Source organism: Streptomyces sp. NPDC093510, from assembly GCF_040683555.1.
Classification (GTDB): Bacteria; Actinomycetota; Actinomycetes; order Streptomycetales; family Streptomycetaceae; genus Streptomyces.
This window is the reverse complement of the sequence record NZ_JBFBEE010000009.1, coordinates 18,350-43,728: the sequence shown is the minus strand read 5'-3', so window position 1 is coordinate 43,728 and position 25,379 is coordinate 18,350. Positions and strand designations below refer to the sequence as shown.

Annotated in this window: 26 protein-coding genes; 14 read left to right on the top strand and 12 right to left on the bottom strand. The window is 70.2% G+C overall.

What is annotated here, in order from left to right:
- The first annotated feature begins 19 nt into the window (after positions 1-19).
- The 7 genes from AB0N81_RS16035 (at position 20) to AB0N81_RS16005 (ending at position 6,576) form a co-directional block, all read left to right on the top strand.
- Positions 20-568 carry a F0F1 ATP synthase subunit B gene (locus tag AB0N81_RS16035; RefSeq protein ID WP_365358523.1) on the top strand — a complete coding sequence of 183 codons (549 nt, stop codon included), beginning with the start codon at positions 20-22 and terminating at the stop codon, positions 566-568.
- On the top strand, positions 565-1,389 hold the full coding sequence (locus AB0N81_RS16030; RefSeq protein WP_365358521.1) for a F0F1 ATP synthase subunit delta: 825 nt from the start codon (positions 565-567) through the stop codon (positions 1,387-1,389). Before AB0N81_RS16035 ends, AB0N81_RS16030 begins: the two co-directional genes overlap by 4 nt.
- Positions 1,390-1,500: 111 nt before the next feature.
- Entirely contained in the window at positions 1,501-3,093 is a 1,593-nt protein-coding gene (gene atpA, locus AB0N81_RS16025) for a F0F1 ATP synthase subunit alpha (RefSeq protein ID WP_365358519.1), read from the top strand.
- Positions 3,094-3,113: 20 nt separating this feature from the next.
- On the top strand, positions 3,114-4,034 hold the full coding sequence (locus AB0N81_RS16020) for a F0F1 ATP synthase subunit gamma (protein ID WP_365358517.1): 921 nt from the start codon (positions 3,114-3,116) through the stop codon (positions 4,032-4,034).
- Complete coding sequence (gene atpD, locus AB0N81_RS16015; RefSeq protein ID WP_365358515.1) at positions 4,034-5,476, top strand: F0F1 ATP synthase subunit beta; 1,443 nt, start codon at positions 4,034-4,036, stop codon at positions 5,474-5,476. Before AB0N81_RS16020 ends, atpD begins: the two co-directional genes overlap by 1 nt.
- Positions 5,477-5,607: 131 nt before the next feature.
- Positions 5,608-5,982, top strand: coding sequence for a F0F1 ATP synthase subunit epsilon (locus tag AB0N81_RS16010; protein ID WP_150172272.1), 375 nt, complete (start codon positions 5,608-5,610; stop codon positions 5,980-5,982).
- A gap of 144 nt (positions 5,983-6,126) precedes the next feature.
- On the top strand, positions 6,127-6,576 hold the full coding sequence (locus AB0N81_RS16005) for a DUF2550 domain-containing protein (RefSeq protein ID WP_365358513.1): 450 nt from the start codon (positions 6,127-6,129) through the stop codon (positions 6,574-6,576).
- Positions 6,577-6,658: 82 nt separating this feature from the next.
- On the opposite strand, the gene AB0N81_RS16000 is transcribed toward AB0N81_RS16005, so the two are convergent.
- The 3 genes from AB0N81_RS16000 to AB0N81_RS15990 all read right to left on the bottom strand — a co-directional run bounded on the left by AB0N81_RS16000 (position 6,659) and on the right by AB0N81_RS15990 (position 10,557).
- Positions 6,659-8,473 carry a glycoside hydrolase family 18 chitinase gene (locus tag AB0N81_RS16000; RefSeq protein WP_365358511.1) on the bottom strand — a complete coding sequence of 605 codons (1,815 nt, stop codon included), beginning with the start codon at positions 8,471-8,473 and terminating at the stop codon, positions 6,659-6,661.
- Positions 8,474-8,719: 246 nt separating this feature from the next.
- Complete coding sequence (locus AB0N81_RS15995) at positions 8,720-9,370, bottom strand: response regulator transcription factor (protein WP_365358509.1); 651 nt, start codon at positions 9,368-9,370, stop codon at positions 8,720-8,722.
- Positions 9,367-10,557: a histidine kinase gene (locus AB0N81_RS15990; RefSeq protein ID WP_365358507.1), complete on the bottom strand. Its 1,191-nt coding sequence runs from the start codon at positions 10,555-10,557 to the stop codon at positions 9,367-9,369. The genes AB0N81_RS15995 and AB0N81_RS15990 overlap by 4 nt, the downstream gene beginning before the upstream one ends.
- 182 nt (positions 10,558-10,739) lie before the next feature.
- On the opposite strand from AB0N81_RS15990, the gene AB0N81_RS15985 reads away from it, so the two are divergent.
- On the top strand, positions 10,740-11,315 hold the full coding sequence (locus AB0N81_RS15985; RefSeq protein WP_365358505.1) for a hypothetical protein: 576 nt from the start codon (positions 10,740-10,742) through the stop codon (positions 11,313-11,315).
- 4 nt (positions 11,316-11,319) lie between these two features.
- Here the strand turns inward: AB0N81_RS15985 and AB0N81_RS15980 are convergent, their stop codons facing one another.
- Genes AB0N81_RS15980 through AB0N81_RS15970 form a run of 3 tightly spaced genes read right to left on the bottom strand, consistent with a single transcriptional unit; the run spans position 11,320 to position 13,472 of the window.
- Entirely contained in the window at positions 11,320-11,892 is a 573-nt protein-coding gene (locus tag AB0N81_RS15980; protein ID WP_365358503.1) for a cob(I)yrinic acid a,c-diamide adenosyltransferase, read from the bottom strand.
- 13 nt (positions 11,893-11,905) lie between these two features.
- Positions 11,906-12,661 (bottom strand): ABC transporter permease, encoded by a 756-nt coding sequence (locus AB0N81_RS15975; protein ID WP_365358501.1) that lies wholly within the window; start codon positions 12,659-12,661, stop codon positions 11,906-11,908.
- A gap of 28 nt (positions 12,662-12,689) precedes the next feature.
- Entirely contained in the window at positions 12,690-13,472 is a 783-nt protein-coding gene (locus tag AB0N81_RS15970; protein ID WP_365358499.1) for an ATP-binding cassette domain-containing protein, read from the bottom strand.
- A 90-nt stretch (positions 13,473-13,562) separates the two neighbouring features.
- Between AB0N81_RS15970 and AB0N81_RS15965 the strand changes: the two genes are divergently transcribed.
- The 4 genes from AB0N81_RS15965 to AB0N81_RS15950 all read left to right on the top strand — a co-directional run bounded on the left by AB0N81_RS15965 (position 13,563) and on the right by AB0N81_RS15950 (position 18,428).
- Entirely contained in the window at positions 13,563-14,204 is a 642-nt protein-coding gene (locus AB0N81_RS15965; RefSeq protein WP_365358497.1) for a TetR/AcrR family transcriptional regulator, read from the top strand.
- A 158-nt stretch (positions 14,205-14,362) separates the two neighbouring features.
- A complete protein-coding gene (locus tag AB0N81_RS15960) occupies positions 14,363-15,211 on the top strand; it encodes a 3-hydroxyacyl-CoA dehydrogenase family protein (protein ID WP_365358495.1) in 849 nt (282 codons plus the stop codon).
- A gap of 196 nt (positions 15,212-15,407) precedes the next feature.
- Positions 15,408-15,731, top strand: a complete 324-nt coding sequence (locus AB0N81_RS15955; protein ID WP_030792181.1) for an STAS domain-containing protein — start codon at positions 15,408-15,410, stop codon at positions 15,729-15,731.
- A 207-nt stretch (positions 15,732-15,938) separates the two neighbouring features.
- Complete coding sequence (locus AB0N81_RS15950) at positions 15,939-18,428, top strand: ATP-binding protein (RefSeq protein ID WP_365358493.1); 2,490 nt, start codon at positions 15,939-15,941, stop codon at positions 18,426-18,428.
- Between the two features lie 57 nt (positions 18,429-18,485).
- On the opposite strand, the gene nucS is transcribed toward AB0N81_RS15950, so the two are convergent.
- Positions 18,486-19,157 (bottom strand): endonuclease NucS, encoded by a 672-nt coding sequence (gene nucS / locus AB0N81_RS15945; protein ID WP_365358491.1) that lies wholly within the window; start codon positions 19,155-19,157, stop codon positions 18,486-18,488.
- A gap of 265 nt (positions 19,158-19,422) precedes the next feature.
- Between nucS and AB0N81_RS15940 the strand changes: the two genes are divergently transcribed.
- Positions 19,423-19,815 carry an SCO5389 family protein gene (locus AB0N81_RS15940; protein ID WP_355802756.1) on the top strand — a complete coding sequence of 131 codons (393 nt, stop codon included), beginning with the start codon at positions 19,423-19,425 and terminating at the stop codon, positions 19,813-19,815.
- A gap of 73 nt (positions 19,816-19,888) precedes the next feature.
- Here AB0N81_RS15940 and AB0N81_RS15935 read toward each other — a convergent pair whose 3' ends face one another.
- Complete coding sequence (locus tag AB0N81_RS15935) at positions 19,889-20,926, bottom strand: LLM class flavin-dependent oxidoreductase (protein WP_365358489.1); 1,038 nt, start codon at positions 20,924-20,926, stop codon at positions 19,889-19,891.
- Between the two features lie 209 nt (positions 20,927-21,135).
- Here AB0N81_RS15935 and AB0N81_RS15930 point away from each other — a divergent pair, with 209 nt between their 5' ends.
- Positions 21,136-21,468 carry an ATP/GTP-binding protein gene (locus tag AB0N81_RS15930; protein WP_365358487.1) on the top strand — a complete coding sequence of 111 codons (333 nt, stop codon included), beginning with the start codon at positions 21,136-21,138 and terminating at the stop codon, positions 21,466-21,468.
- A 25-nt stretch (positions 21,469-21,493) separates the two neighbouring features.
- Here the strand turns inward: AB0N81_RS15930 and AB0N81_RS15925 are convergent, their stop codons facing one another.
- The 4 genes from AB0N81_RS15925 to AB0N81_RS15910 form a co-directional block, all read right to left on the bottom strand.
- Entirely contained in the window at positions 21,494-22,282 is a 789-nt protein-coding gene (locus AB0N81_RS15925) for an ABC transporter permease (RefSeq protein WP_365358965.1), read from the bottom strand.
- A gap of 143 nt (positions 22,283-22,425) precedes the next feature.
- Positions 22,426-23,619 carry an ABC transporter ATP-binding protein gene (locus AB0N81_RS15920; protein ID WP_365358485.1) on the bottom strand — a complete coding sequence of 398 codons (1,194 nt, stop codon included), beginning with the start codon at positions 23,617-23,619 and terminating at the stop codon, positions 22,426-22,428.
- Between the two features lie 110 nt (positions 23,620-23,729).
- Positions 23,730-24,560, bottom strand: a complete 831-nt coding sequence (locus tag AB0N81_RS15915; RefSeq protein ID WP_365358483.1) for a hypothetical protein — start codon at positions 24,558-24,560, stop codon at positions 23,730-23,732.
- Between the two features lie 47 nt (positions 24,561-24,607).
- On the bottom strand, positions 24,608-25,378 hold the full coding sequence (locus tag AB0N81_RS15910) for an ABC transporter permease (protein ID WP_365358481.1): 771 nt from the start codon (positions 25,376-25,378) through the stop codon (positions 24,608-24,610).
- Between the last annotated feature and the right edge of the window lies 1 nt (position 25,379).

The following is a 25,379-nucleotide window of genomic DNA, read 5'->3' as shown; positions in this document are numbered from 1 at the left end:
TTCGACGAAAGGCATTGATGTGATCGCCAACCTGGTTCAGCTGGCGGCCGAGGAAGAGCAGAACCCGCTCATCCCGCCGGGCCCCGAGCTGCTCGTCGGCGCCATCGCCTTCGCCATCGTCTTCTTCTTCTTCTGGAAGAAGCTCCTCCCGAACATCAACAAGGTTCTGGAAGAGCGCCGGGAGGCGATCGAAGGCGGTATCGAGAAGGCCGAGGCCGCTCAGACCGAGGCCCAGAGCGTCCTTGAGCAGTACAAGGCTCAGCTCGCCGAGGCCCGGCACGAGGCCGCGCGTCTGCGCCAGGAGGCGCAGGAGCAGGGCGCCACGCTCATCGCCGAGATGCGGGCCGAGGGCCAGCGTCAGCGCGAGGAGATCGTCGCCGCCGGTCACGCCCAGATCGAGGCCGACCGCAAGGCCGCCGCGCAGTCGCTGCGTCAGGACGTGGGCCAGCTGGCCACCGACCTGGCCGGCAAGCTCGTCGGCGAGTCCCTCGAGGACTCCGCACGCCAGAGCCGCACCATCGACCGCTTCCTCGACGAGCTCGAGGAGAAGGCCGAGGCTGCTCGATGACAGCGCACGGAGCGAGCCGCGAGGCACTGGCCGCCGCGCGCGAGCGTCTCGACGCGCTGACGGACAGCACCTCGGTCGACGCCAAGCAGCTCGCGGACGAGCTCGCCGCGGTCACCGCGCTGTTCAGCCGCGAGGTCTCGCTGCGCCGGGTCCTGACCGACCCGTCGCAGTCCGGTGAGGCCAAGGCCGAGCTTGCGGGACGCCTGCTGTCCGGCCAGGTGGGCGGCGCGACCGCCGACCTGGTGGCCGGCATGGTCCGCTCGCGCTGGTCGCAGTCGCGTGACCTGGTGGACGCCCTCGAGGAGCTCGCCGACCTCGCCGACCTGACCGGTGCGCAGAAGGCCGGCGCCCTGGACAACGTCGAGGACGAGCTCTTCCGGTTCGGCCGGATCGTCTCTTCCAGCACGGGCCTGCGGGCCGCGCTGACCGACCGCGCCGCGACGGGCACGGCCAAGAGCGAGCTGCTGCGCAGCCTGCTCGGGGGTCGCGCCGAGGACGTCACGGAGCGTCTGGTCGAGCGCCTCGTCACCGCGCCGCGTGGACGTAGCCTGGAAGAGGGACTCGAGTCCCTCTCCAAGCTGGCCGCCGACCGCCGCAACCGCATGGTCGCCGTCGTCACTTCCGCCGTTCCGCTCTCGGACCAGCAGAAGCAGCGTCTCGGCGCCGTCCTGGCCAAGGTGTACGGACGCCCGATGCACCTCAACCTCGACGTGGACCCCACGGTCCTCGGCGGGATCAGGGTCCAGGTGGGCGACGAGGTCATCAACGGCTCCATCGCGGACCGCATCGAGGAAGCCGGCCGCCGCGTGGCCGGTCAGTAAGACAAGAAGCACGACCTACGGCCCTAGTTGGGCCGTGCAGAGGATTCCTGGGGGCTGACCCCAGACCCCCCAAGAAAACTTCGGGCCCAACAAGGAGAGCAGGGAACCCAGATGGCGGAGCTCACGATCCGGCCGGAGGAGATCCGGGACGCGCTGGAGAACTTTGTCCAGGCGTACAAGCCGGACGCGGCCTCGCGCGAGGAGGTCGGTACGGTCACCGTCGCCGGCGACGGTATTGCCAAGGTCGAGGGCCTGCCCTCGGCGATGGCGAACGAGCTGCTGAAGTTCGAGGACGGAACCCTCGGTCTCGCGCTGAACCTGGAAGAGCGCGAGATCGGCGCCGTCGTCCTCGGCGAGTTCAGCGGTATCGAGGAGGGCCAGCCGGTGCAGCGCACCGGTGAGGTGCTCTCCGTCGCCGTGGGCGAGGGCTACCTCGGCCGCGTCGTCGACCCTCTCGGCACCCCGATCGACGGCCTCGGCGAGATCGAGACCAGCGGGCGTCGCGCCCTTGAGCTGCAGGCCCCCACGGTCATGCAGCGCAAGTCGGTGCACGAGCCGATGGAGACCGGCTACAAGGCCGTCGACGCGATGACCCCGATCGGCCGTGGCCAGCGTCAGCTGATCATTGGTGACCGCCAGACCGGCAAGACCGCCCTGGCCGTCGACACGATCATCAACCAGCGCGACAACTGGCGCACGGGCGACGTGAACAAGCAGGTGCGCTGCATCTACGTCGCCATCGGTCAGAAGGGCTCCACCATCGCCTCCGTGCGCGGTGCCCTCGAAGAGGCCGGCGCGCTGGAGTACACGACCATCGTCGCCGCCCCGGCGTCCGACCCGGCGGGCTTCAAGTACCTGGCGCCCTACACCGGTTCGGCCATCGGCCAGCAGTGGATGTACGAGGGCAAGCACGTCCTCATCATCTTCGACGACCTCTCGAAGCAGGCCGACGCCTACCGCGCCGTGTCCCTGCTGCTCCGCCGCCCGCCGGGGCGCGAGGCCTACCCGGGTGACGTCTTCTACCTGCACTCGCGTCTGCTCGAGCGCTGCGCGAAGCTCTCGGACGAGCTGGGCAAGGGCTCGATGACCGGTCTGCCGATCGTCGAGACCAAGGCGAACGACGTGTCGGCGTTCATCCCGACCAACGTCATCTCCATCACCGACGGCCAGTGCTTCCTGGAGTCGGACCTCTTCAACGCCGGTCAGCGCCCCGCGCTGAACGTCGGTATCTCCGTCTCCCGAGTCGGTGGTTCCGCGCAGCACAAGGCGATGAAGCAGGTTTCCGGCCGTCTGCGCGTGGACCTCGCCCAGTTCCGTGAGCTGGAGGCGTTCGCCGCCTTCGGTTCCGACCTGGACGCCGCGTCGAAGGCGCAGCTGGAGCGCGGTCAGCGCATGGTCGAGCTGCTCAAGCAGCCGCAGTACGAGCCGATGGCGACCGAGGACCAGGTCGTCTCCGTGTGGGCCGGTACCACCGGTCGCATGGACGACGTGCCGGTCAACGACATCCGTCGCTTCGAGCGTGAGCTCCTCGCCTACCTGCACCGGCAGGAGCAGGGCCTCATGACCTCCATCAAGGAGGGCGGCAAGATGTCGGACGACACGCTGCAGGCCATCGGTGACGCGATCGCCGCGTTCAAGAAGCAGTTCGAGACCTCGGACGGGAAGCTTCTCGGCGAGGACGCTCCGGCCGCCGCCGGTAAGTGACGACGGAAGGGACCTGACTCATGGGAGCCCAGCTCCGGGTCTATAAGCGTCGCATCAAATCCGTCACCGCGACCAAGAAGATCACCAAGGCGATGGAGATGATCGCCGCCTCGCGCGTGGTCAAGGCCCAGCGCAAGGTGACGGCGTCCACGCCGTACGCGACCGAGCTCACCCGCGCGGTCACGGCGGTCGGCACCGGCTCGAACACGAAGCACCCGCTGACGACCGAGCCGGAGACGGCGACCCGTTCCGCGGTGCTGCTCCTCACGAGCGACCGCGGCCTTGCCGGCGCCTTCAACTCGAACGCCATCAAGGCGGCGGAGCAGTTGACCGCGCGCCTGGAGGCCGAGGGCAAGGAGGTCGACACGTACATCGTCGGCCGCCGTGGTCTGTCCCACTACAACTTCCGCGAGCGCAAGGTCGTGGAGTCGTGGTCGGGCTTCACCGACGAGCCCACGTACGCGGACGCCAAGAAGGTCGCGGTGCCGCTGATCGAGGCGATCGAGAAGGAGACGGCGGAGGGCGGCGTGGACGAACTCCACATCGTCTACACCGAGTTCATCTCGATGATGACGCAGACGGCCATCGACGGCCGCCTGCTGCCGCTCCGCCTCGAAGAGGTCGCGGAAGAGTCGAAGTCCGGCAAGGACGAGATCCTTCCGCTGTACGACTTCGAGCCGTCGGCGGAGGACGTCCTCGACGCCCTGCTGCCGCGGTACGTCGAGAGCCGTATCTACAACGCGATGCTCCAGTCGGCTGCCTCCAAGCACGCCGCCACGCGCCGCGCGATGAAGTCGGCGACCGACAACGCCGGGGATCTGATCAACAGCCTCTCCCGGCTTGCCAACGCGGCCCGCCAGGCCGAAATCACCCAGGAAATCAGCGAGATCGTCGGCGGCACAGCAGCGCTGGCCGACGCGACCGCGGGGAGTGACAAGTAATGACGACCACTGTTGAGACGGCCGTTGCCACGGGCCGCGTCGCCCGGGTGATCGGCCCGGTCGTCGACGTGGAGTTCCCCGTCGACGCGATGCCGGAGATCTACAACGCCCTGCACGTCCAGGTCGACGACCCGTCGACCGAGGGCGCGAAGAAGACGCTGACCCTCGAGGTCGCCCAGCACCTGGGTGACGGCGTGGTCCGCGCGATCTCGATGCAGCCCACCGACGGCCTGGTCCGCCAGGCCCCGGTCACCAACACCGGCAAGGGCATCTCGGTGCCGGTCGGCGACGTGACCAAGGGCCGTGTGTTCAACACCCTCGGCGAGGTCCTGAACGACGACCCGTCGACGGTCGCCGAAGCCGAGCGCTGGACGATCCACCGCAAGGCCCCGGCCTTCGACCAGCTCGAGTCGAAGACCGAGATGTTCGAGACCGGCCTGAAGGTCGTCGACCTTCTCACCCCGTACGTCAAGGGTGGAAAGATCGGTCTGTTCGGTGGTGCCGGTGTCGGCAAGACCGTTCTGATCCAGGAAATGATCGTCCGTGTGGCCAAGCTGCACGACGGTGTCTCCGTCTTCGCCGGTGTCGGCGAGCGCACCCGTGAGGGCAACGACCTCATGGTCGAGATGGAGGAGGCCGGCGTTCTCGACAAGACCGCGCTGGTCTTCGGCCAGATGGACGAGCCGCCGGGCACGCGTCTGCGCGTCGCCCTGGCCGGTCTGACCATGGCGGAGTACTTCCGCGATGTGCAGAAGCAGGACGTGCTGTTCTTCATCGACAACATCTTCCGCTTCACGCAGGCCGGTTCCGAGGTCTCGACCCTGCTCGGCCGCATGCCCTCCGCGGTGGGTTACCAGCCGAACCTGGCCGACGAGATGGGTCTCCTCCAGGAGCGCATCACGTCGACCCGTGGTCACTCGATCACCTCGATGCAGGCGATCTACGTCCCCGCGGACGACCTGACCGACCCGGCCCCGGCCACCACGTTCGCCCACCTCGACGCGACGACGGTTCTCTCCCGTCCGATCTCCGAGAAGGGCATCTACCCGGCCGTGGACCCGCTGGACTCCACGTCCCGCATCCTGGACCCGCGCTACATTGCGCAGGACCACTACACCTGCGCCATGCGCGTCAAGGGGATCCTCCAGAAGTACAAGGACCTCCAGGACATCATCGCGATCCTCGGTATCGACGAGCTCAGCGAGGAAGACAAGCTCGTCGTCGCCCGTGCCCGTCGCGTGGAGCGCTTCCTGTCGCAGAACACCCACGCCGCCAAGCAGTTCACCGGCGTGGACGGCTCGGACGTGTCCCTCGACGAGTCGATCGCGGCGTTCAACGCGATCTGCGACGGCGAGTACGACCACTTCCCCGAGCAGGCCTTCTTCATGTGCGGTGGTCTCGAGGACCTCAAGAAGAACGCCAAGGAACTCGGCGTCTCCTGAGCTCAGTAGCTCATGACGGTGAGGGACGGGGCCACCCCCGCGGGGGCCGTGTCCCGTCCCTCCCCGTACGCCCACTAGAATTTGACCCAACACCCGGCTGAACCGCCGGGTGGTGACCCGAGGAGCCACTCTTGGCTGCTGAGCTGCATGTCGAGCTGGTCGCGGCGGACCGCAGTGTCTGGTCCGGCGAGGCCACCCTGGTCGTCGCGCGCACCACGTCCGGCGACATCGGCGTCATGCCCGGTCACCAGCCGCTGCTCGGTGTGCTGGAGTCGGGCCCGGTGACCATTCGTACGAGCGACGGCGGCACGGTCGTGGCCGCCGTCCACGGAGGATTCATCTCCTTCGCGGACGACAAACTGTCGCTGCTCGCCGAGATCGCGGAGCTGTCCGACGAGATCGACGTCAAGCGTGCGGAGCGGGCGCTGGAGCGCGCGAAGTCGGAGGCCGACGCCTCCGCCGAGCGGCGCGCCGACGTCCGACTGCGTGCGGTGGCGACGCGCTGACCCCAGCGCGCGGCGTAACGTGACTCAGCCGCGGCCAGGTCCGGGAAGGTTCCGGACCGGGTCGCGGCTGAGGCAATGCGGGTGCAATGTATTGATCCGTTGTCGGCCCTTCGGCCGACGGTAGAGGCGAGGAGGTCGGTGCCGATGATCCTCACTCTGCTCGTGTGCGGACTTGCTTTGATCGTGCTGGTTCTGGTGGGGCTCTTCGTCTTCGGACTGCGGCGCCGGCTGATCCAGCGTTCCGGCGGCACCTTCGACTGCTCCTTGCGCTGGGAGGCCCCTGAGAAGGGCGACACCTCCGGCAAGGGCTGGGGGTACGGCGTCGCCCGCTACAACGGCGATCGGGTCGAGTGGTACCGCGTCTTCTCCTACGCTCCCCGGCCGCGCCGCGTCCTGGAGCGCTCCGCCATCGAGGTCGTGGACCGTCGCGCCCCGGACGGCGAGGAGGAGCTGGCCCTGCTCTCCGACGCCATCGTCCTCGGCTGCCTGCACCGGGGCGTCCGCCTCGAACTGGCGATGAGCGAGGACGCGCTCACAGGTTTCCTGGCGTGGCTGGAGGCGGCGCCTCCGGGGCAACGGGTGAACGTGGCCTAGTACATCCCGTACGGCATGAAGAAGCCGGGAAGACAGGGGGCGATCCTGTCTTCCCGGCTTCGTCCATGGGTGACGGCCGGTGTTACTTCAGGCCGTCATTGATCGCGGACACCAACTCACCGTTTGCCGTGTCACCGCTGAACTCCCAGAAGAACGCCCCGCCGAGCCCCTGCTCCTTGGCCCAGGTCATCTTGGAGCGGACCGTCGACGGCGTGTCGTACGACCACCAGTTGCTGCCGCAGTGGGCATAGGCGGTACCCGCGACCGTTCCGTTGGACGGGCAGGAGTTCTTGAGGACCTTGTAGTCCTCGATGCCCGCCTCGTACGTGCCGGGTGCCGCGCCCGTGGCCGTGCCGCCCGGCTCCTTCTGCGTGACGCCGGTCCAGCCGCGGCCGTAGAAGCCGATGCCGAGCAGCAGCTTGGAGGCCGGCACGCCCTTGGCCTTCAGCTTGGAGATGGCGGCCGCGGAGTTGAAGCCGTCCTGCGGGATGCCCGGGTAGGACGTGAGCGGGGAGTGCGGGGCCGTCGGGCCCTTCGCCGCCCAGGCGCCGAAGAAGTCGTACGTCATGACGTTGTACCAGTCGCTGTACTGCGCGGCGCCGCCGTAGTCCGCGGCGTCGATCTTGCCGCCGCTGGAGCCGTCCGCGGTGATGGCGGCGGTGACGAGGTTCTTGGCGCCGAACTCGTTGCGGAACGCCTGCATCATGTTCTTGAAGACGGCCGGGCCGCTGGTGTCGCAGGTCAGGCCGCAGGCGTTCGGGTACTCCCAGTCCAGGTCGATGCCGTCGAAGATGTCGGCCCAGCGCGGGTCCTCGACGAGGTCGTGGCAGGACTTGGCGAAGGCCGCCGGGTTCTTCATGGCGTCGGTGAAGCCGCCGGACCAGGTCCAGCCGCCGAAGGACCAGAGGATCTTGATGTTCGGGTGCTTGGCCTTCAGCTTGCGCAGCTGGTTGAAGTTGCCGCGCAGCGGCTGGTCCCAGGTGTCGGCGACGCCGTCGACGCTCTGGTCGGCGGTGTACGCCTTGTCGATGGCGGCGTAGGAGTCGCCCATGGTGCACTTGCCGCCCTGGACGTTGCCGAAGCTGTAGTTGATGTGTGTGATCTTCTCGGCGGAGCCGGAGGTCGCGATGTTCTTCGCGTGGTAGTTCCGGCCGTAGACGCCCCACTCGGTGAAGTAGCCGAGCTTGACCTTGTCGCCGGGGCCGGGGCCCGGGTCGCCGCCGCCGGTGGTGCGGACCTTGACGGCGCCGCTGGCCGGGCCCGTCTGGTCGGCGGTGTCGCGGGCCTGGACGGTGTACGAGTAGTCGGTGCCCTTGGTCAGACCGGTGTCGGAGTACGAGGTCTCCGTCACCGTCGCGACCTTGGCGCCGTCGCGCAGGACGTCGTAGTTCTTGACGCCCTTGTCGTCGGTGGCGGCCTTCCAGTCGAGCTTCACCGAGGTGTCGGTGATGCCGGAGGCGGCCGGGGTGCCGGGGGCGCTCGGCGGGTTGTCGCCGGGGACGCTGCCGCCGTCACAACTGCCGCCGTTGAGCGTGCACTTGGCGGGCGCTCCCGAGCCGGTGCCGTTGAACCCGAAGGAGACAGAGGCGCCGGGGGCGAGCGTCCCGTTCCAGCCGAGGTTCTTGGCGGTCCAGCGGGTGCCGGAGTTGGTGACGGTGGCGTCCCAGGCGGAGGTCACCTTGGTGTCGGAGGGGAAGTCCCATGCGACGTTCCAGGAGCTGATGCTCGTGGTGCCGGTGTTCTTGATGGTCCACTTGCCCTCGAAGCCGCTGCCCCAGTCCTGGGTCTTGGCGTACGTGGCGGTGGCCTCGGGAGCGGCGTCGGGGGCCGCCTCGGCGGAGGAGCCGAGGGCGACGAGGGTGGCGAGCGGGAGCAGCAGCGTGGTGACTCCCGCCACGGCTTTGTGTCTGAATTTGAGTCTCGAGCGGGTGGTGCTCTTCTTGAAGCGCACGAGGTGCTCCTCGGGTGAGATCCGGGGGTCTTAGGGGTTGGGACCCTGCGCCGCCCGTGAGCACGTGGACACGTGGGGGAGTGCTCACCGCAGTGCGGTGAGAATAGAAAGGTCTGGACCAGCGGTCAAGAGGTCTGAACCATTGGCCGAATCGCGACGGCCCCCCGGCCGGTCCACAGGTCGATCTCCGGGTCAGACACCCAACTCCTGCGCCAGTACGGCCGCTTGCACCCGGCTGCGCAGTTCCAGCTTGCCCAGGAGGCGGCTGACGTGCGTCTTCACCGTCGCCTCCGCCATGGAGAGGCGGGCCGCGATCTCCGCGTTCGACAGGCCCTCGCCGATGCAGGACAGCACCTCGCGCTCGCGGCGCGTGAGGCTCTCCAGGACGGCGGTCCCCGGCGCGTTCTCACCGCGCACCGCCTTCGAGGGGGCGGCGAACTCGGCGATCAGTCGGCGGGTGACGGCCGGCGCGATCAGGCCCTCGCCGCGCGCGACCGTACGGACGCCTTCGAGGAGGTCCTTCGCCTCGGTGTTCTTCAGGAGGAACCCGGAGGCGCCCGCGCGCAGCGCCCCGAACACGTACTCGTCGAGGTCGAAGGTGGTCAGGACCAGGACGTCCGCGAGGCCCTCGGCGACGACCAGACGCGTCGCCGACACGCCGTCCATGCGCGGCATCTGCACGTCCATCAGGACGAGGTCGGGGCGCAGCTCGCGGGCGAGCACGACGGCCTCCTCGCCGTCCGCCGCCTCGCCGACGACCTCGATGTCGGGCGCGCTGCGCAGGATCAGGACGAGTCCCGCGCGCACGGCTGACTGGTCTTCGGCGACTAGCACCCGGATCATTCCTTGGCTCCTTCGTCCGCGGGGTCGACGGGCAGGGTCGCGAAGACGTTCCAGACCTTGCCGTCAGTGGTGCTCTCGGGGCCCGATTCGAAGGTGCCGCCGAGCAGTTCGGTGCGCTCGCGCATGCCGACGAGGCCGGCGCCCGAGCCGGGCGCGCGGGGCCCCGAGGGATCTCCGTACGGGCTGGTCACGCGGACGGTGAGGGCGCGTGGGTGCTGGGTGAGGGACACGGTGACGCGGCCCGGCGACGCGTGCTTGAGGACGTTCGTCAGGGACTCCTGCACGATGCGGTACGCCGCGAGCTCCACCGGAGTGGGCAGCTTCGGCCCCTCCGGGAGACGGGCGTCGTCCAGGGCGATCTCCAGGCCGTTCGTCCGCGCGTTGGCGACGAGGGTGCCGAGGCCCTCCAGGGTGGGCGCGGCCGCGGGCTCCAGGTCGCCGCTGTCGTCGCGCAGGATGCCGATGAGGCGGCGCATCTCGGCCAGCCCCTCGACGCTGTTCTCACGGATGACGGCGAGGGCGTCCTTGCTCGTCGCCGGGTCGTCCAGGGAGAGCGCGGCCGTGGAGTGGATGGCGATCGCCGAGAGGTGGTTGGCGACCATGTCGTGCAGCTCGCGGGCCATCCTCGCCCGCTCGGCGGTGACGGCCTGGACGCGGTCCATCTCGGCGAGCAGCGCGGTCTGTTCGGCGCGCAGCTTCGCCGCGGCGGTGGCCTCGCGGTGGTTGCGCACGAGGACGCCGGTGGCGGCCGGGCCGAACGCCACGACGCCGATGGCGACACCGACGAGAACGGCCTCCGGCTCCTGCCACCAGGCCATGAACGCGATCGTGGCGGTCACCGTGAGGGTGCCGGTGGTCAGCGGGATGCGGCGGGCGGCGGCCGGTGTGCCGTAGACGACGGCCGCGTACATGATGTCGGTGAACATCAGGATCGACGCCAGGTTGCCCGTCGTGAACTGGTCGAGGACCAGCGCGAGCGTGGCCAGGACCAGCGCGGTCTGGGGCATGTTGCTGCGCAGCAGTTCGAGCCCCGCGAGGACGCAGAGCGGGACCAGCGACCAGTTGCCCCCGAGCAGCCGGCCCGGCTGCGCCTCCAGCCCGAGCGCCCACAGCGCGAGCCCGCTGAACAGGCTGACCACGGCGATCTGGACGTCGACGCGTTGCGGGCGGAGGAGGGGCAGGGCCATGCCTCCATCCAACACGGCACGGAGGGCCCGTGCCTGATCCTGAGGGAGGAACCGGCCGCTACATCGAAGGATGCAGTCCCACTTCGTCACTGACGACGACGATCGGCGGCGTACCGCGGGGGAGCCTTGAAGCCTGATCGAAAAATAAGCCTGATCGAAAAGGTGACCGTGAGGAGCGAACCGTGATCGTCACGCTGATCGTCGTCTGCGAGGTCGGCTTCTGGGTGCTGCTGGCCGCGGGCCTCGCCGCCCGCTATCTGCTGCGCAAGCCGCGCCTCGGCATCGCGATCCTCCTGTGCGAGCCGCTGCTGGAGGTCGTGCTGCTCGTCGTGACCGCCGTCGACCTGAAGAACGGCGCCGATCCGAGCTGGAAGCACGGCCTCGCCGCGGTCTACATCGGCTACACCGTGGGCCACGGCCACCGCACCGTGAAGTGGCTCGACGGCCACGCGGCGCACCGCTTCCAGGGCACGCCGGTGCCGCGCCCGCCGCGCTACGGCAGGCCCCGCGCCCTGCACGAGGCGAAGGTCTGGCTCGGCTCCGTCGTCGGGGCGGCCGTCGCGAGCGGGCTGCTGCTGCTCGCCATGTGGTACGTCGACGACCCCGACCGCACCTCGTCGCTGCAGAGCTGGATGTCCACGGCGTGGCGCACGGCGGGCATCCACGGTCTGATCGCGCTCAGCTACACGCTGTTCCCGAAGAAGGACCCGGCACCGGCCCCGCGGGAGCGGGACGACCGTCCGCTGACGAAGCGCTGAGGCGCTAGCGCTCACCGCCCGGCACCCACAGCACGTCCCCGACCTCCTTGTTGGCCGCGCGGGCCAGGATGAACAGGAGGTCGGAGAGGCGGTTGAGGTAGGTCGCGGTCAGCGGGTTCATGACCTCCCCGTGGACCTCGAACGCCGCCCACGTCGACCGCTCCGCCCGCCGCACCACCGTGCACGCCTGGTGCAGCAGCGCCGCGCCCGGGGTGCCGCCCGGCAGGATGAAGCTGCGGAGCTTCTCCAGCTCCTCCAGGAAGCGGTCGCAGTCCGCCTCCAGCTTGTCGATGTAGGACTGCTCGACGCGCAGCGGCGGGTACTTCGGGTCCTCGACGACGGGCGTGGAGAGGTCGGCGCCCACGTCGAAGAGGTCGTTCTGGACCCGCACGAGGACCTTCACGACCTCCTCGTCGAGGTTGCCGAGTGCGATCGCCGTGCCGATGGCCGCGTTGGCCTCGTTGGCGTCGGCGTACGCGGAGATCCGCAGATCGGTCTTGGCGGTGCGGCTCATGTCCCCGAGGGCCGTCGTGCCCCGGTCGCCGGTCCTGGTGTAGATGCGCGTCAGATTGACCATGCGGCCAGCGTAGTTATGCTCCGGCCCGCTTGAAGACGCGTGTGCCCACCGTCACGGACAGCAGGACGAAGGCGAGCGCCATCAGGACGCCGTACAGCATGGTCGTGGTCGCGTACTCCCCGACGTACCCCGCCCGCACCGCGTCGACGAGATAGCGGAACGGCATGAAGTGGGAGAGCACGTCCAGCCAGGTGGGCGCGAGGGCCATCGGCAGCATGAGGCCCGAGAGCAGCATCGAGGGCATGCTGATGGCGTTCACCGCGGGCCCGAACTCGTGCGCCTTGGAGACCTTCATGGCCAGCGCGTACGAGAGCGAGGCGAGCCCCGCGGTCAGCAGCGCCACGAAGGCGAACCCGATGAGGACGCCGCCGAGCGGTGCCCTGAGCCCCATCGCCAGCGCGGCGAGCACGAGCAGGACGGCCTGGAAGACGAAGAGCGCGGCGTCGCGCAGAACCCGGCCGAGGAGCAGCGCGAGCCGGCTGACGGGTGTGACGCGCATCCGCTCCACCACGCCGAACTGCTTCTCGATGATGAGCGCGAAACCGCTGAACGTGGCGCCGAACAGGCCGAGCTGGAGCAGCAGGCCGGGCACGAGCACCTGCCAGGAGTCGCCCTGCGAGCCGAGCGGCAGATCGGTGAGCAGCGGGCCGAAGAAGAGCAGGTAGAGCAGGGGTGTGAGGACGCCGAAGAGGATCTGGAACTTGGAGCGGAGGGTCTGCCGGGCGTACCGCCCGAAGATCAGCGCGGTGTCGGAGAGCAGTGCAGGCATGGTGGGGTCCCGGATCGGTGCGTGAGGGTCAGACGGCGACAGGGGTCGTGTCCGCGGGGGCGATGTCGCGCCCGGTGATGGCGAGGAAGGTGTCCTGGAGGGTGGCGTCGATCGAGCCGCCGTACTGGAGCTTGAGGGCGCTCGGTGTGCCCTCGGCGACGACGACGCCCCGGTCCACGACGACCAGCCGGTCGGAGAGCGCGTCGGCCTCGTCGAGGTAGTGCGTGGTGAGGAAGATCGTCGTGCCGTGCTCGTCGCGCAGCTGCCGCACCAGCTTCCACAGGTCGGCCCGGCTGCCGGGGTCGAGTCCCGTGGTCGGCTCGTCGAGGAAGAGCACCTCGGGCCGGTGGGTGAGGCCCATGGCGATGTCGAGGCGCCTGCGCTGGCCGCCGGAGAGCGCCGCGCAGGGGCGCTCCATCAGCTCGGTGAGACCGAGGTCGCGGCCCAGTTCCTCGGCGCGGGCCTCGGCGCGGGCTTTCGTCAGGCGGTAGAGCCTGCCCTGGGTGACGAGCTCCTCGCGTACGGAGATGCTGAGGTCGACGCCGCCGGACTGGGCCACGTATCCGATCCTGCCGCGGACGCCGGCGGGGTCGCGGGTCAGGTCGCAGCCCGCGACGGTGGCGGCGCCGCCGGTGGGCGGGAGCAGCGTGGTCAGCATGCGCAGCGTGGTGGTCTTGCCCGCTCCGTTCGGCCCGAGGAATCCGAGGATCTCGCCGGCCTGGACGCGCAGGTCGATGCCGCGCACGGCCTCGACCGGGCCGCCCTTGGTCTGGAAGGTCCGGGAGAGCCCGGAGGTGCTGATGATTGCCATGACGACCACAAAAACAGAGTCTCTTAAATTTTGCAATCCCTCCAAATTTTGGAGGCGCACCAAAATTTCAGAGTCTCTAGGATGGGAGGCATGAGTGAAGGCTTGAGGGAGCGCAAGAAGCGGCAGACGAAGCAGCGGATCTCGGACATCGCCACCGGGCTCTTCCTGGAGCGCGGCTTCGTCACGGTGACCATCGCGGAGATCGCGGAGGCCGCGGACGTCTCCGTCAACACGGTCTACAACTACTTCCCGGCCAAGGAGGACCTGTTCCTCGACCGGGGCGAGGCCGTCGTCGACCGGCTCTCCGGCTATGTGCGCGGCCGCAGGGCGGGCGAGTCCGCCGCCGCGGCCGTCCTGCGTGAGCTGCGCACCGACGTGGAGGGCGTCTCGCCCGGCGTCGGGCTCTTCCCCGGCTGGGCCGACTTCATGAAGGTCATCACCGAGGCGCACACCCTGCGCTCCCGGCTCTGGGCGATCCAGCAGGAAGCGCTGACGCACCTCACCAAGACCCTCGCCGAGGAGACCGGAGCAGCCGACGACGACCCCATGCCCGGACTGATCGCCGGACAGCTCTCCTGGCTCCACAGCACGCTCATGGCCTGGATCGGCGACGAGATGTCCAAGTGCCGCGAGCCCGCCGAGGTCTCCCGAGAGGCGCTCGTGCTGCTCGACGAGATGGAGGACCTGCTCAGTGAGAAGGTCCTCAACTACGCGGTGCGCGCCGCCGGATGAGGCGTACCGGAGGCGTATCAGTGTGATGTCCGTCATCTGAGACGTGACGCGCATCTCTTCACCGCCACAGGCGCGCTCACGAACGCTAACGTGCGCCGAAGAGGCATACGTAAACAGCGTGTAAGCCAAGCGTGATAAGCGGTAGGGGAGTCGGAACAGTGGCACGGAAGCTCGCCGTCATCGGAGCCGGACTCATGGGGTCCGGCATCGCTCAGGTCTCCGCCCAGGCGGGCTGGGACGTCGTCCTGCGCGACGTCACCGACGAAGCCCTGACCCGGGGCACCGACGGCATCAAGGCGTCGTACGACAAGTTCGTGAGCAAGGGCAAGCTCGCCGCCGACGACGCCGAGGCCGCGCTCGCGCGCATCACGACGACCACCGACATGGACGCCGTCGCCGACGCGGACATCGTCGTCGAGGCCGTCTTCGAGAAGCTCGAGGTCAAGCACGAGATCTTCCGCACGCTCGACAAGCTCGTGCGCGACGACGCCGTCCTCGCCTCCAACACCTCCGCCATCCCGATCACGAAGATCGCCGCCGTCACGGAGCGCCCGGAGCGCGTCGTCGGCGCCCACTTCTTCTCGCCGGTCCCGATGATGCAGCTCTGCGAGCTCGTGCGCGGATACAAGACCAGCGACGAAACCCTCGCCCGCACAAGGGAGTTCGCCGAGTCCGTCGGCAAGACCTGCATCGTCGTCAACCGCGACGTCGCCGGTTTCGTGACGACCCGGCTGATCTCCGCGCTCGTCGTCGAGGCCGCCAAGCTCTACGAGTCGGGCGTCGCCACCGCCGAGGACATCGACACCGCCTGCAAGCTCGGCTTCGGCCACGCCATGGGACCGCTCGCGACCGCCGACCTCACCGGCGTCGACATCCTGCTGCACGCCACGAGCAACATCTACACGGAGTCCCAGGACGAGAAGTTCGCGCCGCCGGAGCTGATGCGCCGGATGGTTGACGCCGGTGACATCGGGCGCAAGAGCGGGCAAGGGTTCTACAAGCACTGAACCAGCACTGACGTACGCCGTCTGACGCCCCGTCGGACGCCTCGGCGTCCGGCGGGTCACCCCTCGGAGTGAATTCGGTATCGGTTCGCTTACAGACGGCAACTTCCACGCCCAAGCGGCAGTCAGTTGCAGTGACATACGCAGACGGCCTACGTATCGGGCGTCACAGCAGACACGGCACTCTCGGGGAGCGCATATGCACATCAGGGGCGACCAGGCCCAGCTGGTCGTCGGGGGACGCCTCGACGTACGCAGCGCGGCGGACGCCCGCACGGTCCTGCACTCGGCCGTCGACGACGGCGCCGGCGATCTGGTGCTCGACCTGTCCGAACTCGACTCGTGGGACGCCACGGGACTCGGCGTCATCATGGGCGCGCACCGCCGCGCCGGGCGGTGCGGACGCAGACTCGTCCTGCGCCACGTACCACCGCAGATGCAGCGCCTCCTCGTCGCGACCAGGCTCCACCGGATCCTCGCGATCGAAGGCGGCATCGGGGTCGAATCACTCCCCAGAGCCTGAAGCGCACCTCACGCACAATCCTCACGAGACTGTGACGTCTCGGACGGGGCGGTACCCCGCCCTCTCGTAGATACTGAGCGAAGGTCTAGGGTTCGGTCGCCCACTGATAGACGAACCCGCACGGGGGCACCGGACCAGAAGCGACAGCGCAGTGTGCACGAAGGCCGGAGGGGGCTCTGCACACCACGCATCTGGGGGGCTAGGACCATGGACCCGATGAACCGGGGACCCGAAGAGTACGGCCACGACGGCATCGACGGCATCGACGGCAGCATCCACGACGACAGCGGCCATGACGGCGCCGACGACGGATCGACGCGTCCCGGGCGGCCGCCGCGCGATCCCCTGACCCCCGATTTCGGTCAGCCCGCACCCGCGCTCGCCCGCACCGTCCAGCTCGTCTCGGGCGACTTCCTGCTCACCGTCAACCCCGTCGACGGCAGCGAGATCGAACCCTGCCCGCCCGGGGAACGCCCGGAGCGGCCCGCCAAGCACACCTCCGACGAGCGCGCCGAACTGCGCCGGGCCGCGATGCCGCCCGTGCCGCCGGGACCCGCACTGCCCCGGCTGCCGCTCCTGGAACGCCAGGAGGAGCGCGAACGCCTCGTACGGCTCCTCGCACGCGGCCGCTCCGTACGACTGACCGGACCCGCGGGATCGGGCCGCACAGCGCTCCTGAACGCCGTCGCCGACGACTGCGCGGACCTCGCGCCCGACGGCGTCGTCCGCCTCTCCGGATACCGCAGGACACCCACAGAGCTGCTCCACGACCTCTTCGCCGCCGTCCACGACGCACCGCTGCACCGACCCGATCGCGCCCTGCTGCTCGACCTCGTCCACGACATCGGCGCCGTCGTCGTCCTCGACGACCTGGAATTCGGCGGCGCGGGACTCGACGAGCTGCTCGACGCGACGCCCGAGTGCGCCTTCCTCATCGCCACCACGCCCGACGTGGCGGCACCCTCCGCCGACTCCCACCTCGAAGAGGTCTTCCTCGGCGGACTCGGCAGGGGCGGCGGCCTCGAACTCCTGGAGCGCGCCGTCGGCCGCGTCCTCGACGACGAGGAGGCCAACTGGGCGGGCGACCTGTGGTTCGAGTCCGAGGGCCTCCCGCTGCGCTTCGTCCAGGCGGGCGCCCTGCTCCGCCAGCGCGACCAGCTGCGCGCCGACCCGCACGCCTTCGAGGAGTACGGCTACTTCGCCGAGACCCCCGTCGACGCGCCCTTCGACGCAGGCCCCGACGACGCGTACGAGATCCCGCTGCCCTCGCTCGCCGACGGCGCCGCACCCGCGGCCCTGCTCGCCTCGCGGCTCAGCCCGGCCGCCCGCGCCACGCTCAGGTTCGCCGTCGCCCTCGGCGGCGAGCTGCCGCACCAGGCCCACCTGCCCGCCCTGGTCGGCGACACCCACGCCGACGCGGCCCTCGCCGAACTGGTCAGCTGCGCCCTGGTCACCCCCGTCGGCGCGCACTACCGCCTCGCCGCGGGCGTGCGCACCCAGCTGGAGGCCGTCGGGTACGCCGACGAGGCAGCCGAGCACGCCCTGGCGGCCGCCCAGCACTACGCCTGGTGGGCCGGACATCCCTCCGTCACCCCGGAGCGGGTCGTCGCCGAGGCGGACGCCGTACAGGCCGCGCTCGGCGCCCTCGTCGCCACGGAGAGCGGCGCCGCCGTGCTGCTCGCCCGCACCGCCGCGCCCGCCTTCGCCGGCGGACTCGACTGGGGCGCCTGGGAGCGCGCCCTGCGCTCCGGCCAGGAAGCCGCGCGGAACGCGGGCGAGGTCGCCGAAGAGGCGTACTTCCACCACGAGTTGGGGGTCCTCGCGCTCTGCGGCGGACAGCTCGACCGGGCCCGTGCCGAGCTGGAGGCCTCCATCGGGCTGCGCGGCGCGCTCGCCGACAAGCGCGGCATGATCTCCGGACGCAGGGCCCTCGCGCTGGTCGCCGACCGCTCGGGCAGCGGCCTTGCGGGCGGGAGCACCGCCGCGGGCGAAGAGGTGCCCGACGCACGCTACGAGGAATCGGCGTCGCCCCCCGGCGGCATCCCCGCCGCGTTCGCGCTGCCCCAGCCGCCCCCGGAGCCCGACACCCTGGTCACCAGCAAGGTGACGCCCACCGTCGGACCGGGGCCCGCGCCGAGCCGCCGCTCCATCATCAGCGGCACCCGGCGCAACCTCGTCGCGGCCGGCGCCGGGGCCCTGCTCGCCGCCGTCCTCGGCACCGTCGTCACGCTCGGCGCCACGTCCGACAACAACGACCCGCCCGGCGACAAGGTCAAGACGGAGCAGTCGGCGAAGGAGGACGGCGACGGTGACGGCCTGACCGCCGACAAGCCGCAGAAGGACTCCACGAGCCGCGGCGAGGAACCGGTCGACGGCAGCGGCGGCACCTCCGGCGAGCCGACGCCGAGCGACAGCGGTGAGCCGTCCGCCACTCCGAGCGACAGCGACAAGCCGTCCGCCACCCCCTCGGACAAGCCGACGGACAAGCCCACGAAGCCCACGGACAAGCCGACCAAGCCCACGGACAAGCCGACCAAGCCGACCGACAAGCCGACGCCGCCGACCACTCCGCCGACGACGCCACCGACCACCCCGCCGACGACGCCGCCGACCACACCGCCCACGGACGGCGACCCGCCCACCTCGCCCGACATGTCGAAATCGGCGAGCGAATCCGGCGGGACGCCCAGCGCCTGAGACGGCACGCGGAAGGGCCGGGTCGCCATGACCCGGCCCTTCCCCATATGCGTACGGTCAGAACAGCCGCAGCTTGTCGTCCTCGATGCCCCGCAGCGCGTTGTAGTCCAGGACGGTGCAGCCGATGCCGCGGTCCGTGGCGAGGACACGGGCCTGCGGCTTGATCTCCTGGGCGGCGAAGATGCCCTTGACGGGCGCCAGGTGCGGGTCGCGGTTCAACAGCTCCAGATAGCGGGTGAGTTGCTCCACGCCGTCGATCTCGCCGCGCCGCTTGATCTCGACGGCGACGGTCTGCCCGTCGGCGTCGCGGCAGAGGATGTCCACCGGGCCGATCGCCGTCATGTACTCGCGACGAATGAGTGAGTATCCCTCGCCGAGTGTCTCGATCCGGTCCGCGAGCAGCTCCTGAAGGTGCGCTTCCACGCCGTCCTTGATGAGGCCCGGATCCACGCCCAGCTCGTGCGAGGAGTCGTGCAGGACTTCCTCCATCGTGATGATGAGCTTCTCGCCCGCCTTGTTCACGACGGTCCACACACCGGCGTCGTCCCCGGTCCCCTCCTTCAAGGTGCAGGGCGGAGACATCCAGTTGAGCGGTTTGTAGGCCCTGTCGTCCGCGTGGATGGAGACGCTGCCGTCCGCCTTCACAAGGATCAGGCGGGGCGCCGACGGGAGATGGGCGGTGAGCCGGCCCGCGTAGTCCACGGAGCATCGGGCAATGACGAGACGCATGGGGCGCAACGCTACTCGACTCGGGGCGGTGTACGCGATTCGCCCGTCCTTCTCCCGCCGCCTCGCCGGTGGCGATCCGTGCCGGGCGCGACTTGTCCGGCGATGAACCTGTTCGATCCTGGCCGGTTATGCGCCCAATCTTCTGGTGCGGGCCCCGTGCGGTGCCTACCGTAGAAGCAAGAGGTCGTCATCCGTGCACGCTGCGTAGGCGGACTCCATCCCTGTCCGTAGGCCCCCGCTCCCCGGGGGTGCGAGAGGAGAACCCATGTCGCTCGACGTCTCACCGGCACTGTTGGAACAGGCCGAGCGAGGCGAGGTCGACGAAGCAGAATTCGTCGACTGCGTCCGGACCTCCCTGCCTTACGCATGGGAGATGATCAGCTCCCTGGTGGCCCAGCTGAAGGTTGACGGCGGCGAGTTCGCCGACAACCAGACTCCGCCGCCGGACGAGCAGGCACGTGGCCAGCTGCTGCGCGCGCTCGCGAGCGACGCGATTCGCGGCGCCCTGCAGCGGCACTTCGGAGTGCGGCTCGCATTCCAGAACTGCCACCGTGTAGCGGTTTTCCCGCTGGATCCGTCGGTGGACGACAGGCTCGCCCGTTTCACTTCGATCCGCGGGCAGCTGCTCAACCAGTCGCCTGAACTGCGGGACTGCTGAAGTCGGTTGCTGCCGCTCCGTACGCGGGAGGTGTTCAGTCCGGAGCGGCAGCTCCACAGGCGGGCGGCGGATCTCAGCCGAGCTGGGGCAGCACTTCGGCGCCCAGCCTCCGTACGTTCTCCTCCGTGGCCGCCAGGTCGCCCGAGCCCTCGACGAGCAGCGCGAAGCGCGTGATGCCTGTGCGCTCCGATGTGGCGGCGATCCGGTCGGCGCACACCTGCGGAGTGCCCACGGGATGCAACCCGCAGAGCAGTTCGGTGTAGGCCCCGGGGTCCCTCATGGCACGGTGCCTGCCGTCCACGGTCACATGGGCGTCCAGGCCCTGCTTCAGCCAGCCGGGCATCGTCTTCTGTAAAGTCTCGGCCGCCTCCAGGCGCCGGTCCGCGATCTGCGCGACACCGGCGGACACGTGCGAGGCCGCGGCGACTTTCTCGGGGTCGTGCCCGGCGGCACGCGCGTGCCGGTCCCACAAGGCCACCATTTCGGCCTTCTCGTCGTCGCCCACGTGCATGCCGAGCAGCATCGGCAGGCAGCGCTGTGCCGCGAGCCGGACGCTGGACGGCGAGGTGCAGGCGACGACCACTTCGGGACCCGCGGTGTCGCCCTGGCCGGGCAGTGCCTCCTGCGGACGGGGCACGACGGCCACCTCGCGGAAGGCGAACCGGTCGCCGTTGCCCTCGACGCGGGGCTCGCGCAGCCAGCGGAGCAGCAGGTCGAGGGATTCCGGGAACCCCTTCTCGTACGCCTCCAGACCGGCTCCGAAGACTTCCAGGTCCACCCACGGGCCGCCGCGCCCGACACCGAGCGAGAACCGGCCGCCGGACGTCATGTGGAGCAGGGCCGCCTGCTCGCCGAGCGCCACGGGGTGCGCCGTCGGGAGTACGCTCACGGCCGTGCCGACGCGGATACGCCGCGTCCGCCCGAGCAGCAGGGCCGCGAGGGTCACCGCCGACGGGCATGTGCCGTACGGCACGAAGTGGTGCTCGGCGAGCCAGACCGAATCGAGCCCCGCCTCCTCGGCCACCTCGGCGGACCGCACCGCTCGGTGCAGTGCCTCCCCCTGCCCCTGTCCGGGGAACTGGGCGGCCAGAACAAAACTACCTACACGCATCGAACTCCTGCCTCCTTGGCGCCGACGCAGGCACTCCCCCTACGGGCAACAACGCGTGACACGTGCCAAAGGCACGGCCTGGCATGAAGATTGTTGGATATTCCGTGCAGGGGACGGGTTGTCGCCCGTACGTGCGGGCCGGGTACCCCTCGGCGCTGCGCGTAGGCTGGTCACCCCCCTGACCGCCGTACAGCCCGTGAGGTGTTTCCGTGTCCCCGCGTCGCAACCGCCCCAAGGGCGCCGGAGAGCCGAAGGCGTCCGCGGGCGCGGAACCGCCGGGCCGCTACGGCGGCTTCCAGTCCACCGAGAGCTGGCGGGGCGAGGAGTGGAGCGTGCGCCATGTCGCGGGCGCGAGCGCCGCGGGCAAGCGGTACCGCTGCCCGGGCTGCGACCAGGAGATCCCCTCCGGCCTCGCGCACGTGGTGGCCTGGCCCGAACATTCCGGCGTGGACGAGCGCAGGCACTGGCACAAGGCGTGCTGGAACGCGAAGGACCGCCGCACCACGCGGGTGCAGCGGTCCCGTAACGCGCCGAGGTACTAGCGCCTCGTGGAGCCGGTTCGTACGGCTATACGTCGCGCTTCTCCAGGAGCGCGAACGCGCCGGCGACGGCGGCCACCGTGACGACGACGAGCAGCATCAGCTGCGAGCCGCCGCTGGTGTCCACGCTGTCCGCCCCGAAGATCTTGGCGAGGGCGGTGATGGCGTTGTAGTCGTTCATCTTGTCGCCGAGCGGCTGCGTGCTCTCCCAGATCATCAGGAACGCGGGCAGGATCGCGGGGACCAGGACCACGCCGAGCATGGCGGTGATGGCGCCCGCGGAGTGCCGCAGCATCGAGCCGACGGCGAGCGCGAGCACACCGAGCAGCGAGACGTAGAGGCCGCCCTTGAAGACCGTGCCCGCCCAGGGCAGGTCGCCCGCCTCGGGGCCGCTGTGGGCGGCGGAGGCCGCGAGGCCCACCAGGAGGATGGAGCCCGCGGACACCACGAAGGCGACCACGAAGAAGATCAGGATCTTCGCGGTGAGGACGCGGTGGCGCTGCGGCGACGCGGTGAACGTCGTACGGATCATGCCCGTGCCGTACTCGGACGAGGTGACGAGCACGCCGAGCGTGATCAGGCAGATCTGGCCGAGCATCAGGCCGAAGAAGGCCGGGACGGTGAACGGCATGTCCGCGTAGTCGGCCTGGTTCGTGTTCGCCACGGCGAGCAGGCCGATGCCGATGACCAGGAGCAGGAAGATGCCCAGCGTCCACATCGTCGAGCGGACCGACTTGATCTTCGTCCACTCGGAGGCCAGGGCGTTGCCGAGGTGGGTCTTCTTGACCGGGATCGGCGACGTGTAGGCGTTGGCCATCGCCTGCTGCCAGGCGGAGGGTGGCGCGGGGGCGGCCGGCGGCGGGGCCATGGGGGCACCCTGCGGCGCCGGGGCACCGGCAGGCGCGTACATCTGCTGGGGCTGCTGCGCCTGCGGCTGCTGCTGCGGAGTCGGAGGCGTGGTCATCGTGCGGCGTCCTCGTTGTCGGTGGCGGTGGCGCGCTTGGTCATGTCGGGGGCGGGAGCCGCGGCCGGGGCCTGCTGCGGCGCCGTGGCGTAGGGGTTCTGCCCGTCCTGCGGCTGCGGCATCGCGAAGGGCTGACCGCCGCCCTGCTGGGGCGGCGGCGGGGCGTACCAGCCGGGCTGGCCCTGACCGGGCACCGGCGGCTGTCCCTGCGGCAGCGCGCCGGGGGGCATGGCGCCGGGCGGCATCTCCTGTTGGAGACCCGCGCGCTGGTCGACCGTGGAGCGGTAGTCGACGGCGCCCTGCGTCATCCGCATGTACGCCTCCTCCAGCGAGGCCTGGTGCGGGGAGAGCTCCCACAGGCGGACGTCCGCGCCGTGCGCGAGGTCGCTGATGCGGGGGAGCGGCAGACCGGTGACGCGCAGCGCGCCGTCCTGCTCGGGCAGCACCTGGCCGCCCGCCTCGGTCAGCAGGGACGTCAGCTTCTCGCGGTGCTGGGGCTCGCTGTCCGGCGTACGCACCCGCGCGAAGTCCGCGGAGTTGTGCGAGATGAAGTCCTTGACGCTCATGTCGGCGAGCAGCTGGCCGCGGCCGATGACGATCAGGTGCTCGGCGGTGAGCGCCATCTCGCTCATCAGGTGGGACGACACGAAGACCGTGCGTCCCTCGGCGGCGAGCGACTTCATCAGGTTGCGCACCCAGAGGATGCCCTCCGGGTCGAGGCCGTTGACCGGCTCGTCGAAGAGCAGCACCTGCGGGTCGCCGAGGAGCGCCGCCGCGATGCCGAGCCGCTGGCCCATGCCGAGCGAGAAGCCCTTGGAGCGCTTCCTCGCCACGTCCTGGAGGCCGACGACGCCGAGCACCTCGTCGACCCGGCGGGCCGGGATGCCGGAGAGCTGCGCGAGGCAGAGGAGGTGGTTGCGTGCGTGCCGGCCGCCGTGCACGGCCTTGGCGTCGAGCAGCGCACCGACCTGGCGCGGGGCGTTCGGGAGCTTGCGGTACGGATAGCCGCCGATCGTCACCTGCCCGGTGGTGGGCGCGTCGAGCCCGAGGATCATGCGCATCGTCGTCGACTTGCCGGAGCCGTTGGGCCCGAGGAAGCCGGTGACGGTTCCGGGCCGCACCTGGAAGGAAAGGTTGTACACGGCTGTCTTGGCGCCGTAGCGCTTCGTCAGGCCGACTGCCTCGATCATTCTCCGCACCCATCGAATGGTTCAGGACGTCGGGGCACACGCCCCCGTAAGGGTTAGGAGGATAACGGGGGGCTGACGGTTCCAGCCAAGAGAGGGTAAAAGCGCCGGGCTCAGCGGGACGGGTGCGGTAGCTCCGTCCACGGCAGCACCCAGCCCTCGTCGGTGAAGAGGCGGGTGCCCCGGGCGCGCAGCTCGGGGTCGGCGGCCGCCCGCCGCACCCAGGTCGCCGCGTCGGGCCCGAGCAGCTCGCGCAGGAGAGGCGACGCGTCGAGGAGCGCGTCGAGCAGCGCGGCCTGGTCACCGCCGCCGGGCCGCGGCAGTCCGGTGACCGGGTCGGCGAGGATGCCGCGCGCGCTGACGTAGACGTACGCGCCGTCGAGCGGCTCGCCGGACGGCAGGGTCATTCCGTACGCGTCGCCGGGCAGCGGGACCCGCCGGTAGTTGAGGAGTTCGGTGGCGTCGACCGCGGGCAGTTGCGCCGCGTCCAGCCAGGACACGACGAGCGTGGTCCGCGCGGAGGGGGCCGCGAAGGGGGCGGCCGCCACGTACCCGGCCCGGCCGATGTGCGCGGAGCAGCCCACGCCGAGGCCGCGCAGCCGCACGGGCACCATCGGCACGGTCCCGGGAACGCCGCGCCGGGTGAGCTTGTGGGAGAGCTGGCCGGGGGAGGCGTTGGAGCCGACGGCGAGCACGGGGAGGCGGGCGGCGACGGGTGCCTGGCCGAGGGCGGCGAGGACGTCGTCCAGTGAGCGGCGCGGCCCGTGACCGGCGCCGTCGACGGTCCACGCGCCGAGCCCGCCGGGACGCGGGCGCAGCTCCAGCAGCTCGGCGCCGGTCAGCAGGGAGGGGACGGTGGCCGGCAGGCCCGGGTAGGTGAGGGGCTGCAGTGCGGGCACGCCGTCGAGGCCGAGCGCCGCGAGTCCGCGGTCCTGCGTCGTCACGCGTCCCCCCGTGGCACCGCCGTCGTACGTCACTCGGGGCGCCGGCGTCACGCGTCCCGCTTCTTCAGCAGTACGTACCCGCCGAGCAGCGCGAGCACCACCCACGCCACCATGATCGCGAGGCCGCCCCACGGCCCGTACGGGGTGTCGTCGTCGAACGGCGACTTGACCTGCATGATCTTGCTGCCGGCCTGGTCGGGCAGGAAGCGGCCGATCTTCTTCGTCGCCGATACGTTGCCGAGGATGCTGGAGATCAGGAAGAAGAACGGCATCAGGATGCCGAGGGAGAGCATCGGGCTGCGCAGCATCGCCGCGACGCCCATCGAGAACACCGCGATGAGCGTCATGTAGAGCGCGCCGCCGATGACGGCCCGCAGCACACCGGGGTCACCGATCTGCGCCCTGTACGGGCCGAGCATCGCCTGGCCCACGAAGAACGTGAGGAAGCTGGTGGCCAGGCCCACCACGAAGGCGAGCAGCGTCGCGACGGCGATCTTGCCGAACAGGAACGTGGCTCGCTGCGGGACCGCCGCGAGCGAGGTGCGGATCATGCCGGTGCTGTACTCGTTCGCGACGACGAGCACCCCGAAGACGATCATCGCGAGCTGGCCGAGGGACATCCCGGCGAAGCTGATGTACGTCGGGTCGAAGGTCAGCTTGTCCTTGGTGTCCAGGCTGTCGTAGTCGTTCTTCGACAGGATGCTGAGCAACGTGCCGAGCGCGACCGTGACGACGAGGGCGAGGCCGAGCGTCCAGACGGTCGACGAGACCGAGCGGATCTTGGTCCACTCCGATCGCAGTACCTGTGCCGCGGCCATC

Bases quoted from the DNA above. Each gene is read 5' to 3' on its own strand.
- AB0N81_RS16030 (WP_365358521.1), top strand. From the start codon at position 565: ATGACAGCGCACGGAGCGAGCCGCGAGGCACTGGCCGCCGCGCGCGAG.
- atpA (WP_365358519.1), top strand. From the start codon at position 1,501: ATGGCGGAGCTCACGATCCGGCCGGAGGAGATCCGGGACGCGCTGGAG.
- AB0N81_RS16020 (WP_365358517.1), top strand. From the start codon at position 3,114: ATGGGAGCCCAGCTCCGGGTCTATAAGCGTCGCATCAAATCCGTCACC.
- atpD (WP_365358515.1), top strand. From the start codon at position 4,034: ATGACGACCACTGTTGAGACGGCCGTTGCCACGGGCCGCGTCGCCCGG.
- AB0N81_RS16005 (WP_365358513.1), top strand. From the start codon at position 6,127: ATGATCCTCACTCTGCTCGTGTGCGGACTTGCTTTGATCGTGCTGGTT.
- AB0N81_RS15995 (WP_365358509.1), bottom strand. From the start codon at position 9,370: ATGATCCGGGTGCTAGTCGCCGAAGACCAGTCAGCCGTGCGCGCGGGA.
- AB0N81_RS15990 (WP_365358507.1), bottom strand. From the start codon at position 10,557: ATGGCCCTGCCCCTCCTCCGCCCGCAACGCGTCGACGTCCAGATCGCC.
- AB0N81_RS15980 (WP_365358503.1), bottom strand. From the start codon at position 11,892: ATGGTCAATCTGACGCGCATCTACACCAGGACCGGCGACCGGGGCACG.
- AB0N81_RS15975 (WP_365358501.1), bottom strand. From the start codon at position 12,661: ATGCCTGCACTGCTCTCCGACACCGCGCTGATCTTCGGGCGGTACGCC.
- AB0N81_RS15970 (WP_365358499.1), bottom strand. From the start codon at position 13,472: ATGGCAATCATCAGCACCTCCGGGCTCTCCCGGACCTTCCAGACCAAG.
- AB0N81_RS15965 (WP_365358497.1), top strand. From the start codon at position 13,563: ATGAGTGAAGGCTTGAGGGAGCGCAAGAAGCGGCAGACGAAGCAGCGG.
- AB0N81_RS15955 (WP_030792181.1), top strand. From the start codon at position 15,408: ATGCACATCAGGGGCGACCAGGCCCAGCTGGTCGTCGGGGGACGCCTC.
- AB0N81_RS15950 (WP_365358493.1), top strand. From the start codon at position 15,939: ATGGACCCGATGAACCGGGGACCCGAAGAGTACGGCCACGACGGCATC.
- nucS (WP_365358491.1), bottom strand. From the start codon at position 19,157: ATGCGTCTCGTCATTGCCCGATGCTCCGTGGACTACGCGGGCCGGCTC.
- AB0N81_RS15940 (WP_355802756.1), top strand. From the start codon at position 19,423: ATGTCGCTCGACGTCTCACCGGCACTGTTGGAACAGGCCGAGCGAGGC.
- AB0N81_RS15935 (WP_365358489.1), bottom strand. From the start codon at position 20,926: ATGCGTGTAGGTAGTTTTGTTCTGGCCGCCCAGTTCCCCGGACAGGGG.
- AB0N81_RS15925 (WP_365358965.1), bottom strand. From the start codon at position 22,282: ATGGCCAACGCCTACACGTCGCCGATCCCGGTCAAGAAGACCCACCTC.
- AB0N81_RS15920 (WP_365358485.1), bottom strand. From the start codon at position 23,619: ATGATCGAGGCAGTCGGCCTGACGAAGCGCTACGGCGCCAAGACAGCC.
- AB0N81_RS15910 (WP_365358481.1), bottom strand. From the start codon at position 25,378: ATGGCCGCGGCACAGGTACTGCGATCGGAGTGGACCAAGATCCGCTCG.